The sequence below is a fragment of the Kitasatospora sp. NPDC029312 genome, assembly GCF_055569215.1.
The window spans coordinates 44218-59023 of sequence record NZ_JBVHXY010000032.1 but is presented as its reverse complement, the minus strand read 5'-3'; the positions used below and the strand labels follow the sequence as shown (position 1 = coordinate 59023).

At 73.1% G+C, this 14806-nt stretch carries 14 protein-coding genes; 8 read left to right on the top strand and 6 right to left on the bottom strand.

Annotation, left to right across the window (positions count from 1 at the left end):
* The first annotated feature begins 111 nt into the window (after positions 1–111).
* Positions 112–480, top strand: coding sequence for a hypothetical protein (locus ACZ4WV_RS24650; protein WP_465750190.1), 369 nt, complete (start codon positions 112–114; stop codon positions 478–480).
* 103 nt (positions 481–583) lie between these two features.
* Here ACZ4WV_RS24650 and ACZ4WV_RS24645 read toward each other — a convergent pair whose 3' ends face one another.
* The 3 genes from ACZ4WV_RS24645 to ACZ4WV_RS24635 all read right to left on the bottom strand — a co-directional run bounded on the left by ACZ4WV_RS24645 (position 584) and on the right by ACZ4WV_RS24635 (position 4217).
* Complete coding sequence (locus tag ACZ4WV_RS24645) at positions 584–1525, bottom strand: hypothetical protein (RefSeq protein WP_465750188.1); 942 nt, start codon at positions 1523–1525, stop codon at positions 584–586.
* A gap of 289 nt (positions 1526–1814) precedes the next feature.
* Entirely contained in the window at positions 1815–3035 is a 1221-nt protein-coding gene (locus ACZ4WV_RS24640; RefSeq protein ID WP_465750186.1) for an acetyl-CoA C-acetyltransferase, read from the bottom strand.
* 63 nt (positions 3036–3098) lie between these two features.
* Entirely contained in the window at positions 3099–4217 is a 1119-nt protein-coding gene (locus ACZ4WV_RS24635; protein ID WP_465750184.1) for an SGNH/GDSL hydrolase family protein, read from the bottom strand.
* Between the two features lie 214 nt (positions 4218–4431).
* Here ACZ4WV_RS24635 and ACZ4WV_RS24630 point away from each other — a divergent pair, with 214 nt between their 5' ends.
* The 3 genes from ACZ4WV_RS24630 (at position 4432) to ACZ4WV_RS24620 (ending at position 8170) form a co-directional block, all read left to right on the top strand.
* Positions 4432–5832 (top strand): cystathionine beta-synthase, encoded by a 1401-nt coding sequence (locus tag ACZ4WV_RS24630; RefSeq protein WP_465750183.1) that lies wholly within the window; start codon positions 4432–4434, stop codon positions 5830–5832.
* 542 nt (positions 5833–6374) lie between these two features.
* Complete coding sequence (locus tag ACZ4WV_RS24625; protein WP_465750182.1) at positions 6375–6713, top strand: hypothetical protein; 339 nt, start codon at positions 6375–6377, stop codon at positions 6711–6713.
* A 269-nt stretch (positions 6714–6982) separates the two neighbouring features.
* Complete coding sequence (locus tag ACZ4WV_RS24620) at positions 6983–8170, top strand: L,D-transpeptidase (protein WP_465750235.1); 1188 nt, start codon at positions 6983–6985, stop codon at positions 8168–8170.
* A 73-nt stretch (positions 8171–8243) separates the two neighbouring features.
* On the opposite strand, the gene ACZ4WV_RS24615 is transcribed toward ACZ4WV_RS24620, so the two are convergent.
* Entirely contained in the window at positions 8244–8609 is a 366-nt protein-coding gene (locus ACZ4WV_RS24615) for a cupin domain-containing protein (RefSeq protein WP_465750181.1), read from the bottom strand.
* Between the two features lie 131 nt (positions 8610–8740).
* On the bottom strand, positions 8741–9403 hold the full coding sequence (gene msrA / locus ACZ4WV_RS24610) for a peptide-methionine (S)-S-oxide reductase MsrA (RefSeq protein WP_465750179.1): 663 nt from the start codon (positions 9401–9403) through the stop codon (positions 8741–8743).
* A 122-nt stretch (positions 9404–9525) separates the two neighbouring features.
* Here msrA and ACZ4WV_RS24605 point away from each other — a divergent pair, with 122 nt between their 5' ends.
* Positions 9526–10680, top strand: a complete 1155-nt coding sequence (locus tag ACZ4WV_RS24605; RefSeq protein WP_465750177.1) for a cystathionine gamma-synthase — start codon at positions 9526–9528, stop codon at positions 10678–10680.
* 13 nt (positions 10681–10693) lie between these two features.
* On the opposite strand, the gene ACZ4WV_RS24600 is transcribed toward ACZ4WV_RS24605, so the two are convergent.
* Positions 10694–11176: a MarR family winged helix-turn-helix transcriptional regulator gene (locus ACZ4WV_RS24600; protein WP_465750175.1), complete on the bottom strand. Its 483-nt coding sequence runs from the start codon at positions 11174–11176 to the stop codon at positions 10694–10696.
* 122 nt (positions 11177–11298) lie between these two features.
* On the opposite strand from ACZ4WV_RS24600, the gene ilvA reads away from it, so the two are divergent.
* The 3 genes from ilvA to ACZ4WV_RS24585 all read left to right on the top strand — a co-directional run bounded on the left by ilvA (position 11299) and on the right by ACZ4WV_RS24585 (position 14649).
* Positions 11299–12510, top strand: coding sequence for a threonine ammonia-lyase (gene ilvA, locus ACZ4WV_RS24595; RefSeq protein ID WP_465750173.1), 1212 nt, complete (start codon positions 11299–11301; stop codon positions 12508–12510).
* 209 nt (positions 12511–12719) lie between these two features.
* Positions 12720–13790 carry an ATP-binding cassette domain-containing protein gene (locus ACZ4WV_RS24590; protein ID WP_465750171.1) on the top strand — a complete coding sequence of 357 codons (1071 nt, stop codon included), beginning with the start codon at positions 12720–12722 and terminating at the stop codon, positions 13788–13790.
* A gap of 1 nt (position 13791) precedes the next feature.
* Positions 13792–14649 (top strand): ABC transporter permease, encoded by an 858-nt coding sequence (locus ACZ4WV_RS24585; protein ID WP_465750169.1) that lies wholly within the window; start codon positions 13792–13794, stop codon positions 14647–14649.
* Positions 14650–14806: the final 157 nt, after the last annotated feature.

The window sequence follows — 14806 nt, the reverse complement described above, 5'->3', positions numbered from 1 at the left end:
CGCCCTCCCCCCTCCCCCCCCCCCCCCCCCCCCCCCCCCCCCCCCCCCCCCCCCCCCCCCCCCCCCCCCCCCCCCCCCCCCCCCCCCCCGGCGGCGTCTAGGCTCCTCTGCATGCATGACGTACAGCCCCTGGTCGAAGCCGTGGACTCCCTGGCGGATCGTTTCCGCTCGCTGCCGCAGAGCAAGTTGCTGGGCGCCGTGCCCGGGCACGCCTCGCGAGCCGCGGCGGTGCTGGCGCTGGCGCGGCGGTTGGCCGCGCTGGCGCTGGCGGCGGAGGGCGAGACCGGGCGGGAGTTCCCGGACGCCGGGCCCTTCGCGGTCGGGGACCAGCTGGCCGTCGCCGGGCACGACCTGGCGGCCGCGCTCGCGGCGCTGCCCGCCGGCGCCGAGCTGGCGCTGCCGGACGGGCCTGCGGCCGCGGACGAGGTGCTGGCCGGGGCGGTGGCCACGGTGCGGGAGACGGCCGCGCTCTGCGCCTGAGGCCCTACGGAGGCCGGGCACGCCGAAGGCCGGCCGGGTCGGTAACCCCTTGACCCGGCCGGCCTTCATTGCTGCCGCATGGGTGGTTCGTGGTGATCCGGCGTCAGATGCTGGCGACCACGCGGTCGGCGAGCACGTAGACGGCCTCCTCGTCGGTGGAGAAGGTCAGCGAGTACGAGCCGGAGAAGCGCGAGCCGCCGAGCAGCCGGACGTGCTCACCGGCGCGGACCGCGTCGATCAGCCGGTAGGCGGCCTCCCGGTCGCCCGGGGCCACGCACAGCGTGGTGCCGTCGGCGAAGGCGTACACGTCCAGGGTGCCCAGCGGGCCCGGGCGGACGTCGACCAGGGCGACGGCCTCGTCGGCGAGGGCGGTCAGCCGGGTGTCCGTCCACTCGCGGGAGGGCGCCTGGCTCGGCACGAAGTCGGGGTGGGAGGGGTGACGGCGCGGGTCGGGCGCGGCGATCGGGGCGTCGTCCACGGCGGGCTCGGCGTCCAGCAGCCCGGCCTCCAGGCCGGTGGCCAGCAGGTCGGCTTCGCGACGGGCCCGCACGTCCTTGACGGGTTCGCCGACCGGATGCCCGGGGCGCAGCGGCGCGCCGCCCTCGGTGCCGGGCTCGGCCGGGCCGGTGCCGCCGTCGCTGATCAGGTCCTCCAGCGCGGAGCGCAGCGCCTCGCCGAACTCCGGGTCCATCGTCCCGGCGTTGTCGGCGGCGTCCTGCGGGCCGGTGGGGCGGGGGAAGAACAGCGGCCACTCGTCGGTGCCGGTGAACGCCCCGGTGAAGGGGGTGTCGAACAGTGGCGCGTCCTCGGCCGCGCGGGCCTCCTGCTCGGCCCAGAACGCCCGGGCCTCGGTGATCTCCCGCTCACGGTCGGCGGCGAGCGCCTCGGTGACGGCCCGGCGTATCGCGGCCTCGTCGACCGGTGCGGGTGCGGTCCGGGTCGCGGCCTGCGCGTCCAACCGGCGGGAGACTCCCCGGAGGTGGAGCAGGACGGCGCTCGACACGGCGATCAGGATCAGCAGCAGGATGGTGTGGACGGCGCTCACGGAACGTACTCCTAGCGAGGAGCGGAACGGGGTTACGCCTCCACACTGCCGCATTCGGGGGTGGTGCCGCAGTGGCGAATGTCTAATTCCTCCCGGACTTTCGCACTTGTCCCCAAATTGTTAGGTACCACCGTTCTACGCAGTGGAGTTGATCCGCTCCGCACCGTCGATTTCCGGGTCGGAAACGAACAGGAAGAGGGCCGGATCGACCTCTCGGTGTGATCCGGCCCTCAATTACGCTATGCCACGCCGAACGGGTGGTCCAGACCCCTCGGAGCGGTTCGGTGGTTCAGCTGAGGCGCTCGATGACCATGGCCATGCCCTGGCCGCCGCCGACGCACATGGTCTCCAGCCCGAACTGCTTGTCGTGCCACTGCAGGGAGTTGATCAGCGTGGTGGTGATGCGGGCGCCGGTCATGCCGAAGGGGTGGCCGACCGCGATGGCGCCGCCGTTGACGTTCAGCTTGTCCAGGTCGATGCCGAGGTCGCGGTAGGAGGGGATCACCTGGGCCGCGAAGGCCTCGTTGATCTCGACCAGGTCGATGTCGTCGATGGTCAGGCCGGCCCGCTTGAGCGCCTGCTTGGAGGCCTCGACCGGGCCGTAGCCCATGATCTCGGGGGAGAGGGCGCTGACGCCGGTGGAGACCACCCGGGCGAGCGGGGTGATGCCCAGCTCCCGCGCCCTGGTGTCGGACATGACGACCAGCGCGGCGGCGCCGTCGTTCAGCGGGCAGCAGTTTCCGGCGGTGACGGTGCCGTCGGGGCGGAAGACCGGCTTCAGGCCGGAGACGCCCTCCAGCGTGACGCCGGCGCGCGGGCCGTCGTCCGTGCTGACCACGGTGCCGTCCGGCAGGGTGACCGGAGTGATCTCGCGCTCCCAGAAGCCGGCCTTGATGGCGGCCTCGGCGAGGTTCTGCGAGCGGACGCCGAACTCGTCCTGCTCGGCGCGGGTGATGCCCTTGAGCGCGGCCAGGTTCTCGGCGGTCTGGCCCATCGCGATGTAGGCGTCCGGCAGCAGGCCGTCCTCACGCGGGTCGTGCCACTCGCCGCCGCCCTCCTCGGCCCGCTGCTTGGTGCGGGCCTGGGCCTCGTCGAAGACCGGGTTCATCGTGCCGGGCAGGCCGTCCGAGGTGCCGTTGACGCTGCGCGAGACGGTCTCCACGCCGGCGGAGATGAAGACGTCGCCCTCGCCGGCCCGGATCGCGTGCAGGGCCATGCGCGTGGTCTGCAGCGAGGAGGAGCAGTAGCGGGTGATGGTCGCGCCGGGCAGGTAGTCCATGCCCATCTGCACCGCCACGATGCGGGCCAGGTTGTGGCCCTGCTCGCCGCCGGGCAGGCCGCAGCCGAGCATCAGGTCGTCGATCTCGCGAGGGTCGAGCTGCGGCACCTTGGCCAGGGCGGCCTGGATGATGTGGGCGGTCAGGTCGTCCGGGCGGACGTCCTTGAGCGAGCCCTTGAAGGCCCGGCCGATCGGCGAACGGGCGGCGCTGACGATGACGGCTTCGGGCATGGCGGGCTCCTCGCTGAGTTACGGCGGACTGGCGGTCCGGGAGGTAAGCTACCGCTTGGTAGTTCAAGCGTCACCGGCTCCAGCGTGTGAGCTGGCCGACGTATTCCCCGGGGCCTGACCATGATTCCGGCCTTGGTCCTGGCCCCGCTCCGGGCGCTGGTCCGAAGCGGCGCCCCGCCCGTTCTCCGGGTCCGGCAGGCCGACCCGCAGCCGGTGCCGCAGCAGGGCCCAGCGCCGGCCCGCGCCCTCCGCCTCCACGGCCGCCACCTCGGTGCCCGCCCGTCCGGCGGCCGCCGCGGCGGCCACCGCGACCGGCAGCACGGCCTCGCCCGGGACGGGCGCGCTCGGGCGCTCCTCGTCCGGCCAGAGGCCGAGCGCCGCGCAGACCGAGGGCAGCACGGCCATCGCGGCGGTGGCGTAGCCCTGGGCGGACGGGTGGTAGCGGTCGGCGGCGAACATCTCGGGCCGGGCGGCGAACTCCGGGCCCAGCAGCGAGCCCAGCGAGACGGTGCGGCCGCCCGCCTCGACCACCGCGATGGTCTGCGCGGCGGCCAGCTGGCGGCTGAGCCGCCGGGCCACCCAGCGCAGCGGCGGGCGCACCGGCTTGATCGTGCCGAGGTCCGGGCAGGTGCCCACCACCACCTCGCTGCCGTTGGCGCGCAGGGCGGCCACGGCCTCGCCGAGCTGGCGGACGGCGACCTGGGCCGGGCTGTGCCGGGTCACGTCGTTGGCGCCGATCATGATCACGGCGATGTCCGGGTGGTGCGGCAGGGCCTGCTCCAGCTGGCCGGAGAGGTCGGCGGAGCGGCCGCCGGAGCGGGCCACGTTGACCAGCCGCACCGGACGCTCGGCCACCGAGGCCAGGCCCGCGGCCAGCAGGGCGCCCGGGGTCTCGCGGGCGCGGGCCACGCCGAGGCCGGCGCCGGTGGAGTCGCCGAGGACGGCCAGCACCAGCGGCGGCTGCGGGGCGGCGGCGCGGTCGGCGAAGGCCTCGCCGTAGACGCCGTCGGCCTTGGGCGGGTGGGTCTCCAGCATGCCGATGGCCTGGATGGCGAGTTTGCTCTCGGTCAGCAGCAGGCCGACCAGGCCCACGCCGAGCAGGCCGAGGCCGCCGCCGCCGTACGCCGCCGCCGTGGCGATCCGCCGGGCCACCCGGGCCCGCGAGTCCTGTGCGCCTGGCATCCGGTACCCCCTTCGCGTCCTCGTGCCGGCCCCTCGGGGGACACGGCAGTGCCTCACAGCGCTCTTACCCGGATGGCGGGTGCGAGTACCGGGGGCGGCGGCGCGGGTGGGCCATTGGAGGCGGTGCGCCGGAGGGGAATCCCGCGACACCGCCCACGCCATAGGCTTTGCAGTACCGAATGCACTCGCATGCCCATAGACCGGGAGGACCCCCGTGCGGTACCACAACTCGATCATCGACCTGGTCGGCAACACGCCGCTGGTCAAGCTCAACAAGGTCACCGAGGGCATCAGCGCGACAGTGCTGGCGAAGGTCGAGTACTTCAACCCCGGCGGCTCGGTGAAGGACCGCATCGCGATGCGGATGATCGAGGCCGCCGAGGCCTCGGGGGCCCTCAAGCCGGGCGGCACCATCGTCGAGCCGACCTCGGGCAACACCGGTGTCGGTCTGGCGATCGTGGCCCAGCAGAAGGGCTACAAGTGCATCTTCGTCTGTCCCGACAAGGTGTCCACCGACAAGATCAACACCCTGCGCGCGTACGGCGCCGAGGTCGTCGTCTGCCCGACCGCCGTCGCCCCGGAGCACCCGGACTCCTACTACAACGTCTCCGACCGCCTGGTCCGCGAGACCCCGAACGCCTGGAAGCCGGACCAGTACTCCAACCCGGAGAACCCGGCCTCGCACTACCACTCCACCGGGCCGGAGCTGTGGGAGCAGACGGAGGGCCGGATCACCCACTTCGTGGCGGGCGTCGGCACCGGCGGCACCATCTCCGGCACCGGCAACTACCTGAAGGAGGTCTCCGGCGGCAAGGTCAAGGTGATCGGCGCCGACCCGGAGGGCTCGGTCTACTCGGGCGGCACCGGCCGGCCGTACCTGGTCGAGGGCGTCGGTGAGGACTTCTGGCCGACCGCCTACGACCGCGGCGTCGCGGACGGGATCGTCGCCGTCTCCGACAAGGACTCGTTCCAGATGACCCGCCGCCTGGCCAAGGAGGAGGGCCTGCTGGTCGGCGGGTCCTGCGGCATGGCCGTGGTGGCCGCGCTGGAGGTGGCCCGCGAGCTCGGGCCGGACGACGTCGTGGTGGTGCTGCTGCCGGACGGCGGCCGCGGCTACCTGTCGAAGATCTTCAACGACGACTGGATGGCCGACTACGGCTTCCTGCCCTCGTCCACCGACGAGGCCCACATCGGCGAGGTGCTGGCCCGCAAGGAGGCCATCGAGCAGCGCGGCATCCCGCAGTTCGTCCACATGCACCCGAACGAGACGGTCGCCGAGGCGGTCCGGGTGCTGCGCGAGTACGGCGTCTCGCAGATGCCGGTGGTCTCCCCGGGCGCCGGGCACCCGGACATCATGGCCGGCGAGGTGATCGGCTCCGTGGCGGAGAAGCTGCTGCTGGAGGGCGTCTTCGCGAAGGAGATCGAGCTCACCGACACGCTCGACAAGGTGATGTCCAAGCCGCTGCCGGTGGTCGGCTCCGGCGAGACCGTCACCAACCTGATGACCGTGCTGGAGAAGGCCGACGCGGCGGTCGTGCTGGTGGAGGGCAAGCCGCACGGCATCGTCACCCGGCAGGACCTGCTGGGCTTCCTGGCCACCCGCGGCGCGCACTGACGCCCGGTCACCGGCCCCCGGCCCGGCCGAAAGCCGGGCCGGGATTCGTCCACGGGCGAAGTGGTACACCCGCGTCACCTGCCCGCAGCACGGGGTTAACAACGCTCCGGCATCGTGGTGGTCAACGGCAAGACGCCGAGCGAGACGGCAGTGGACCACCGGGAGCGGCTCCCCGGTGGACGCGGTCGGCTCCGGACACGTCGGACGGTCCTGACCCGGCCGCCGTGTCCGCCCTCCCCGACCGGCATCGGAGGGAGGGGCCCCTCCGCGGGAGGCGCCGTCGTCCCGCCCCTGTCCGGCTCCGGCCGGTGGACAGGGTGCGGCGGCTCCCGCGGTGCACACCGCGCCGAACGGCGCGTCCGCGCGGCTCCCGGGTGGGGGAGCGGCGCAGACGGCGGGGCCGGTCCTCCTGGCGAGGACCGGCCCTTTCCGTGCCCTGCGCCCCGCCCCCGCGTGCCGGCCCTCCGTGAGCCGTGGCGTTCCGGGGCGTCCGGACCCGGCCGTGCGCGCCGAGGGGCCCGCTGTCCCGTACGCTCGCACGCATGACCAGCACTGAAACGACCGACCAGGACGCCCCGCGTTACGTCAAGCTCAGGATCGAGCTGATCGCGGAGATCACCGACGAGGGCGCGCTCAAGGCGGCCGCCCTGCAGCAGGTCGTCGAGGACGAGTACCTCGACGACGAGGAGCGGGCCCAGTCCGTCGAGGCCATCGAGGTGGACCCGTCGGGTTCGCTCGCCCACTTCATCGACCCCGTCGCGCTGCTCGGCGACGTGCCGGGCGTCGAGCTCGCCTCGGCGACCTGGGAGTCGGCGCAGACCGAGTTCGACCCCGAGAACGAGGAGTGGGACGAGTACTCCGTGGAGGAGTCGGCCGAGTAGTCGGCCCCACCGCACCCCCCGTGAACGCCCGGTCCGCTTCGGCGGGTCGGGCGTTTTCTCCATGTTCGTCCGGCCGTTGGGTCATCTCATACGATCGCTTACCCTTCGGGGATGGAACCGCGGCCGGGCGGATCGCGTTTCTGTATCCGTACATGCCCGGGTGATCAGCAGGGAGACGCGACGTGACGGCACGGGACGGTCAGGGGCGGGTGGCCGGAAGCAACTGGAGCCGACGTGGGGTGCTCGCGGGCCTGATCGGAGCGCCGGTGATGCTGCTGGCGGCCTGCAACGACAACAGCGGCAGCGGGGGCAGTGGCGGCAGCGGCGGCTCCGGAGGGGGCGGCGCCGCGGGCTCGGGCGGCGGCAGCAGCGCGCCGAAGACGTCGACCGCCGTCATCACCGTCACCCCGGCCGACGGCGCCACCGGCGCCAGCTTCAGCGAGCCCGTCAAGGTGACCGTCACCAACGGCACCCTGAGCAGCGTCAAGGTCACCGACTCCACCGGCAAGGAGCTGGCCGGCCAGCTGTCCGCCGACAACACCGGCTGGACCTCGGCCGCGGCCCCGGCCAGCGGCACCAAGTACTCCGTCACCGCCACCGCCGTCGACAAGGACAAGCTGGAGGCGGACGCCAACGCGACCTTCACCACGGCGACCCCGGCCAACACCTTCGTGGGCTACTTCACCCCCGAGGACGGCTCGACGGTCGGCGTCGGCATGCCGGTCTCGATCAACTTCAGCAAGCCGATCACCGACCGCAAGGCCGTCCAGCAGGCGATCACCGTCACGGCCGAGCCCGGTGTCGAGATCGTCGGCCACTGGTTCTCCAGCACCCGGCTCGACTTCCGGCCGCAGGAGTACTGGGCCAAGGGCACCAAGGTCACCCTCAAGCTCCGGCTCAAGGACGTCGAGGGCGCGAAGGGCGTGTACGGCACCCAGTCCAAGGACGTGAGCTTCACCATCGGCCGCGCCCAGACCAGCGTCGCCGACCTCGCCACCAAGAAGCTCACCGTGACCACGGACGGCCAGGTCAGCGCCGTCTACAAGATCTCCGGCGGCGCCCCCGAGCACACCACCTGGGGCGGCAAGATGGTCATCTCCGAGCAGTTCACCCAGACCCGGATGAACTCGCAGACCGTCAACCTGGGCAGCGAGTACGACATCGCCGACGTGCCGCACGCCCAGCGCCTCACCACCTCCGGCACCTTCATCCACGGCAACTACTGGTCCTCGCCGTCGATCTTCGGCAGCCAGAACACCAGCCACGGCTGCGTCGGCCTGCAGGACGCCAAGGGCGCGCAGGACAGCGGCACGGACGGCTACAAGTTCTACAAGTCCTCGATGGTCGGCGACGTCGTCGAGGTCGTGAACTCCGGCGACAAGACCGTCGCCCCGGACAACGGCCTGAACGGCTGGAACCTGAGCTGGGCCGACTGGAAGGCCGGCAGCGCCGTCTGAGCGGCACCCGGCGGACGTCCCGGGTGGGACGCGCGTCGACGGCAGGGCCCCGAAGCGGGTGTGACCGGACCGGTCACGCCCGCTTCGCGTAGTCCGCGTAGCCCTGCCAGTCGACGATCACGCACGGCTCCTCACCCAGCACCCAGGCGTCGTGGCCGGGCGGGCAGAGCATGTAGTCGCCGGGGCCGAACTCGACCTCCTGGCCGTCGTCCATGACGATCTTCATCCGGCCGGAGATCACGTATCCCATGTGGGGCGCCTGACAGCTCTCGGTCTTCGCGATCGGCTTCACGTGCTTGGACCACTGCCACCCGGGCTGGAACACGGCCCGGCCGACCGGGCCGGCGTCCAGGTTGACCAGCCGCAGTTCGCCCTTGCCCTCCTCGAAGGGGCGGACCTCCTCGGGGGCGTCGAAACTCTTGCGGACCAGACCGGACATGGCGCACTCCTCTCCGCGAGGGCGGCCCGGCCGCCGGCACGCGGCCGGGCCGGCCTGCTGGCCATTCCAGTCTGCGCCCCGGCGCGGGCCGCGGTCACCTCGAGTGGCCGGCCCCGCGCCGGGCGCCCCGGTCAGCCCCGGGTGCGGGCCACGCCGATCGGACAGGAGGCGCCGGTACCGCCGAGACCGCAGTAGCCGTTGGGGTTCTTGGCCTCGGACAGGTACTGCTGGTGGTACGGCTCGGCCGGGTAGAACGGGCCGGCCGGGGCGATCTCGGTGGTGATAGGGCCGTAACCGAGCGCCGTCAGGGCGGGCTGGAAGGCGTCCCGGGAGGCGGTCGCGGTGGCGGCCTGCGCGGGGGAGTGGGTGTAGACCGCCGAGCGGTACTGGGTGCCCACGTCATTGCCCTGGCGGTTGCCCTGCGTCGGGTCGTGCGCCTCCCAGAAGGCCTTCAGCAGCCGCTCGTAGGAGACCGCGGCCGGATCGAACACCACCCGGACCGCCTCGGTGTGCCCGGTCAGCCCGCTGCACACCTCCTCGTACGTCGGGTTCGGGGTGTAGCCGCCCTGGTAGCCGACCAGCGTCGTCCAGACGCCGGGCAGCTGCCAGAACACGCGCTCGGCGCCCCAGAAGCAGCCCAGCCCGAAGTCCGCCACCTCCAGCCCCTCCGGGTACGGCCCGGTCAGCGGGTGGCCGAGGACCGTGTGCGGCTCGGTCAGGGTGAACGCCGGGGCCTGGCGGCCGGGCAGCGCCTGGTCGGAGGGGACGAGCGAGGTCTTCTGGCGGCTGAACATCACGGCCTGCTCCAGCGGGTAGCGGGTTTCCCCGGGATGAGGGGGCTGCCCACGCTTCAACGCACCGGGCCGTCCGCGGATTCCGGCGAGCGCCCCGGCGTACGGCCACTAGGCTCGGAGCCATGACCGAGCACCAGCTTCCCCAGGGCTTCGAGACCCTCGCCATCCACGCGGGTCAGGAAGCAGACCCCCAGACCGGGGCCGTCGTCACGCCGATCTACCAGGTGTCCACCTACAAGCAGGACGGGGTGGGCGGCCTGCGGGGCGGCTACGAGTACAGCCGCAGCGCCAACCCCACCCGCACCGCGCTCGAGGAGTGCCTCGCGGCGCTGGAGGGCGGCGCCCGCGGCCTCGCCTTCGCCTCCGGCCTGGCCGCCGAGGACACCCTGCTGCGGACCATCCTCAAGCCGGGCGACCACATCGTGATCCCCAACGACGCCTACGGCGGCACCTTCCGGCTGTTCGCCAAGGTGCTGACCCGCTGGGGCGTCGAGTTCTCCGTCGCCGACACCCAGGACCTGGACGACGTCCGGGCCGCGCTGCGCCCCACCACCCGCGCGGTGTGGGTGGAGACCCCGTCCAACCCGCTGCTGGGCATCACCGACCTGACCGCGCTGGCCGAGGTCGCGCACGGCGCCGGTGCTCTGCTGGTGGTCGACAACACCTTCGCCAGCCCGTACCTGCAGCAGCCGATCGCCCTCGGCGCGGACGCGGTCGTGCACTCCACCACCAAGTACATGGGCGGCCACTCCGACGTGGTCGGCGGTGCGCTGGTGCTGGCCGACGCGGGGCTCGGCGAGGAGGTCGCGTACCACCAGAACGCGATGGGCGCCGTCTCCGGGCCGTTCGACGCCTGGCTGGTGCTGCGCGGCATCAAGACGCTGGGCGTGCGGATGGACCGGCACAGCTCCAACGCGGAGAAGGTCGCCGAGCTGCTCGCGAGCCACCCCAAGGTCAGCCAGGTGCTCTACCCGGGGCTGCCCGAGCACCCGGGCCACGACATCGCCGCCAAGCAGATGAAGGCCTTCGGCGGCATGGTCTCGTTCCGGGTCGCGGACGGCGAGGAGGCGGCCGTCGAGGTCTGCAACCGCGCGCGGCTGTTCACCCTGGGCGAGTCCCTGGGCGGCGTGGAGTCGCTGATCGAGCACCCGGGCCGGATGACCCACGCCTCCGCGGCCGGTTCGCCGCTGGAGGTGCCGGCCGACCTGGTGCGCGTCTCGGTCGGCATCGAGTCGATCGACGACCTGCTGGCCGACCTCCAGCAGGCTCTGGGCTGACCGGGCGTGCCCGTCACTGCCCCTGCTGGTCCGCGGTGTACGACTCCATGGCGCGGTTGAAGCGGGCCAGCAGGGTGCAGAACGCCCGCTGCTCCTCGGGCGGCCAGTCGGCCGTCAGTCGGCGGGTCAACTCCGCTCGGCCGTCCCGGACTTCGGCGAGCCGGCCGGAGCCGCCGGGGGTCAGTGCGAGGCGTACCGCGCGGCGGTCGGCCGGGTCCTGGACCCGGCCGACCAGCCCGGCCGCGACCAGCGGGGCGACCTGGCGGGTCACCGTGGAGGAGTCCACGCCGAGCGCCTCGGCCAGCGCCTTGACGTTCGCCGGTCCGTGCCGTTCCAGGCGGTCGAGCAGCAGGTAGGCGGCCCGGTCCAGCGCGCCGACGCCGCCGCCGGAGGTCCGGACCTGTTCCATCCGGCGGGCGAACACCGCCAGCTGGTATTGGAGTTGGGTGTGCACGGGCTCGATTCGGTCGGTGGCCTGGGGCGAGGTCGTCGTCATCGCGGCTCACGATCGTCGTGCGGTGAGAGAGGCTCAGAAGCAGCAGCGTACGCGGGCGGAGCGGGCCCGGGAACAGCACCGGCGTCCTCGGTCGGCGGCGCCGACGGCCGTAGGCTGGCGGCATGCACACCTGGCCGATCACCCTCGACGACGTCCGCGGGGCCCAGAAGATGCTCGCCGGAGTCGCCCGGGTGACGCCGATGGAGGGCAGCCGGCACCTGTCCGGGCTCGTCGGTTCGCCGGTCCACCTGAAGTGCGAGAACCTGCAGCGCACCGGCTCGTTCAAGTTGCGCGGGGCGTACGTGCGGATCGCGGGACTCTCGCCGGTGCAGCGGGCCGGCGGGGTGGTGGCGGCGAGCGCCGGCAACCACGCCCAGGGGGTGGCGCTGGCGGCCTCGCTGCTGGGGGTGCACTCGACGGTCTTCATGCCGGTCGCCGCGCCGCTGCCGAAGGTCGCGGCCACCCGTGAGTACGGCGCCGAGGTGCGGTTGCACGGCGCCACGGTGGACGAGGCGCTGCAGGCCGCGCAGCGGTACTCGGAGGCGACCGGTGCGGTGTTCATCCACCCCTTCGACCACCGGGACGTCGTCACCGGGCAGGCGACCGTCGGGCTGGAGATCCTGGAGCAGTGCCCCGAGGTGCGCACCATCCTGGTCGGGGTGGGCGGCGGCGGACTGCTGGCCGGGATCGCGGCGGCGGTCAAGCCGCTGCGGCCGGACGTCCGGGTGGTCGGGGTGCAGGCGGCGGCCGCGGCCGCCTACCCGCCGTCGCTGGCGGCCGGCCGGCCGATGTCGCTGGAGCACTTCGCCACCATGGCCGACGGGATCATGGTCGGGCGCCCGGGGGACATCCCGTTCGAGATCGTCAACACGCTGGCGGACGGCATCCGCACCGTCTCCGAGGACGCGCTGTCGCGGGCCCTGCTGCTCGGTCTGGAGCGGCTGAAGCTGGTGGTCGAGCCGGCCGGGGCGGCCCCGATCGCGGCGCTGCTGGAACAGCCGGACTCCTTCGAGGGCCCGGTGGTGGCCGTGTTGTCCGGCGGCAACATCGACCCCCAGCTGATGCAGCGGGTGCTGCGGCACGGGCTGGCGGCCGCCGGGCGGTACCTGTCGCTGCGGGTGCGCCTGGCCGACAGGCCGGGGTCGCTGGCGGAGCTGCTGGGCGTGCTGACCAGGGTGGACGCCAACGTGCTGGACGTCGCCCACGTGCGGACCGACCCCAAGCTGGGGCTGACCGAGGTCGAGGTGGACCTGCACCTGGAGACCAAGGGGCCGGAGCACTGCGCGCTGGTGGTCGGCGAGTTGCGGGACGCGGGGTACGTGGTCTCCGACTGAGCGCGCGGGGTACGTCGTCTCCGACTGAGCGCGACGGGGAGCCGCCGGCGCAATCCCCTTGACGCGATGTATCGCAATTGCCAAACTCGCGATACATCGCGTTCTGCGCCCTCGGCCGCGAACCGAGTCGCCCGCGTGCCTGGAGTCCGGGCAGAGTGGGACAGAGCGCCCCGTATGCGTCATTTACGTCCGAGGAGATGAGGCAGGCCATGGCGCCAGCCATCCAAGCCGAGAACCTGGTGAAGACCTTCGGCGACGTGCGAGCCCTGGACGGCGTCAGCCTCGACGTCCCCGAGGGCACGGTGCTCGGGCTGCTCGGCCCGAACGGCGCCGGTAAGACCACCACCGTGCGCGTCCTCACCACCCTGCTCCGCCCCGACTCCGGCCGCGCGGTGGTGGCCGGCGTCGACGTGCTCAAGAACCCGAACGAGGTCCGCAGCCTGATCGGGCTCTCCGGCCAGTACGCGGCGGTCGACGAGTACCTGACCGGCTTCGAGAACCTCACGATGGTCGGCGAGCTCTACCAGATGAGCACCCGCGCGGCGAAGGCCCGCGCGCTGGAGCTGCTGGAGTGGTTCAACCTCACCGAGGCCAAGGACCGCACCGCCAAGACGTACTCCGGCGGCATGCGCCGCCGGCTCGATCTCGCGGCGGCGCTGGTGGTCCGGCCGCCCGTCATGTTCCTCGACGAGCCCACCACCGGCCTGGACCCGCGCAACCGGCTCGCGCTCTGGGAGGTCATCGAGACCCTGGTCGACCAGGGCACCACGCTGCTGCTCACCACCCAGTACCTGGAGGAGGCGGACCGGCTCGCCCACGACATCGCGGTGGTCGACCACGGCCGGGTGATCGCCCGCGGCACCGCCGACCAGCTCAAGGCCCAGATCGGCGGGGAGCGGATCGAGGTGGTGGTGCACGACCCGGGCCTGGTCCAGGAGGCCGTCGCCGCGCTGGCCGGCTACGCGCTCGGCGAGCCCGCGGTGGAGCGGAACACCCGGCGGATCACCGTGCCGGTCAGCGGCGGCGCCCGGGTGCTCGCCGACGCCATCCGCGAACTGGACGGCCGCGGCATCGAGATCGACGACATCGGACTGCGCCGGCCGACTCTGGACGACGTCTTCCTCACCCTCACCGGCCACGCCGCGGAAACGACGACCGAGGAGGACGGCGGCGAGCACCCCAAGGGCCGCGGCCGGGGCCGCGGCAAGGGATCACGCGGCACGGGCGGCGCCGACGGCGGGCCGGAGCAGCAGGCCGTCACGGCCGGAACGGAGCGCTGAGATGAGCACCGCCACCGAGCACGCCATCGGCGGGGCGGTCCCCGCCCAGCGCCGGGGCCTGAACGCCACCCTGCACGACTCCTGGGTGGTCGCCAAGCGGAACCTGCGCCGGATGTCGCGGATCCCCGAGATCGTGGTCTTCGGGCTCATGCAGCCGGTCATGTTCGTGCTGCTGTTCTCGTACGTCATGGGCGGGGCGATCAAGATCCCCGGGGCGAGCTCCAGCTCCGACACGTACATCCAGTTCCTGATGGCCGGCATCTTCGCCCAGACCGTCACCTTCGCCGTCGCCGGCGCCTCGGCCGGCATCGCGGAGGACATGACCAAGGGCCTGGTGGACCGCTTCCGCTCGCTGCCGATGGCCCGCTCCGCGGTGCTGGTCGGCCGCACCCTCGCGGACCTGTGCCAGACCGCCTTCACCGTGGTCGTGCTGGCGCTGGTCGCGCTGCTGGTCGGCTGGCGGATCCACGACGGCGCGCTCAAGGCGCTCGGCGCGTTCGGACTGCTGCTCCTGCTCGGCTACGCCTTCTCCTGGATCGGCGCGCTGATCGGCCTGTCGGTGCGCAGCCCCGAGGCGGCCACCTCGGCCGGGCTGATCTGGCTGTTCCCGCTGACCTTCGTGTCCAACGCCTTCGTGCCGGTCAGCTCGATGCCGGGCTGGCTGCAGGGGGTCGCGTACTGGAACCCGTTCAGCGCCACCGTGCAGGCCTGCCGGAACCTCTTCGGCAACCAGATCGGGCCGGTGCCCGACGCCTGGCCGATGCAGCACGCGGCGCTGGTCTCGGTGCTGTGGTCACTGGTGATCACGGCGGTGTTCTCCTGGCTGTCGGTGCGCAAGTACCGGTCCGCCGTGGGGTGAACAGCCGCCGCACCCGCTCCTGCGCGCGCCGCCGGGTGCGGGAACGCCCGAGGGGGGGGGGGGGGGGGGGGAGGGGGGGGGGAGGAGGGGGGGGGAGGGGGGGGGGGGAGGGGGGGGGGGGGTGGAGGGGGGGGGGGGGGGGGGAGGGGGGGGGGAG

What these genes read in the sequence shown, in the direction of transcription:
- ACZ4WV_RS24640 (WP_465750186.1), bottom strand. Translation starts at nt 3,035, where the DNA reads ATGCCCGAAGCCGTCATCGTCAGCGCCGCCCGTTCGCCGATCGGCCGG.
- ACZ4WV_RS24590 (WP_465750171.1), top strand. Translation starts at nt 12,720, where the DNA reads ATGGCGCCAGCCATCCAAGCCGAGAACCTGGTGAAGACCTTCGGCGAC.
- ACZ4WV_RS24620 (WP_465750235.1), top strand. Translation starts at nt 6,983, where the DNA reads ATGCTGCTGGCGGCCTGCAACGACAACAGCGGCAGCGGGGGCAGTGGC.
- ACZ4WV_RS24600 (WP_465750175.1), bottom strand. Translation starts at nt 11,176, where the DNA reads ATGACGACGACCTCGCCCCAGGCCACCGACCGAATCGAGCCCGTGCAC.
- ACZ4WV_RS24625 (WP_465750182.1), top strand. Translation starts at nt 6,375, where the DNA reads ATGACCAGCACTGAAACGACCGACCAGGACGCCCCGCGTTACGTCAAG.
- ilvA (WP_465750173.1), top strand. Translation starts at nt 11,299, where the DNA reads ATGCACACCTGGCCGATCACCCTCGACGACGTCCGCGGGGCCCAGAAG.
- ACZ4WV_RS24605 (WP_465750177.1), top strand. Translation starts at nt 9,526, where the DNA reads ATGACCGAGCACCAGCTTCCCCAGGGCTTCGAGACCCTCGCCATCCAC.
- ACZ4WV_RS24615 (WP_465750181.1), bottom strand. Translation starts at nt 8,609, where the DNA reads ATGTCCGGTCTGGTCCGCAAGAGTTTCGACGCCCCCGAGGAGGTCCGC.
- ACZ4WV_RS24585 (WP_465750169.1), top strand. Translation starts at nt 13,792, where the DNA reads ATGAGCACCGCCACCGAGCACGCCATCGGCGGGGCGGTCCCCGCCCAG.
- ACZ4WV_RS24650 (WP_465750190.1), top strand. Translation starts at nt 112, where the DNA reads ATGCATGACGTACAGCCCCTGGTCGAAGCCGTGGACTCCCTGGCGGAT.
- ACZ4WV_RS24635 (WP_465750184.1), bottom strand. Translation starts at nt 4,217, where the DNA reads ATGCCAGGCGCACAGGACTCGCGGGCCCGGGTGGCCCGGCGGATCGCC.
- msrA (WP_465750179.1), bottom strand. Translation starts at nt 9,403, where the DNA reads ATGTTCAGCCGCCAGAAGACCTCGCTCGTCCCCTCCGACCAGGCGCTG.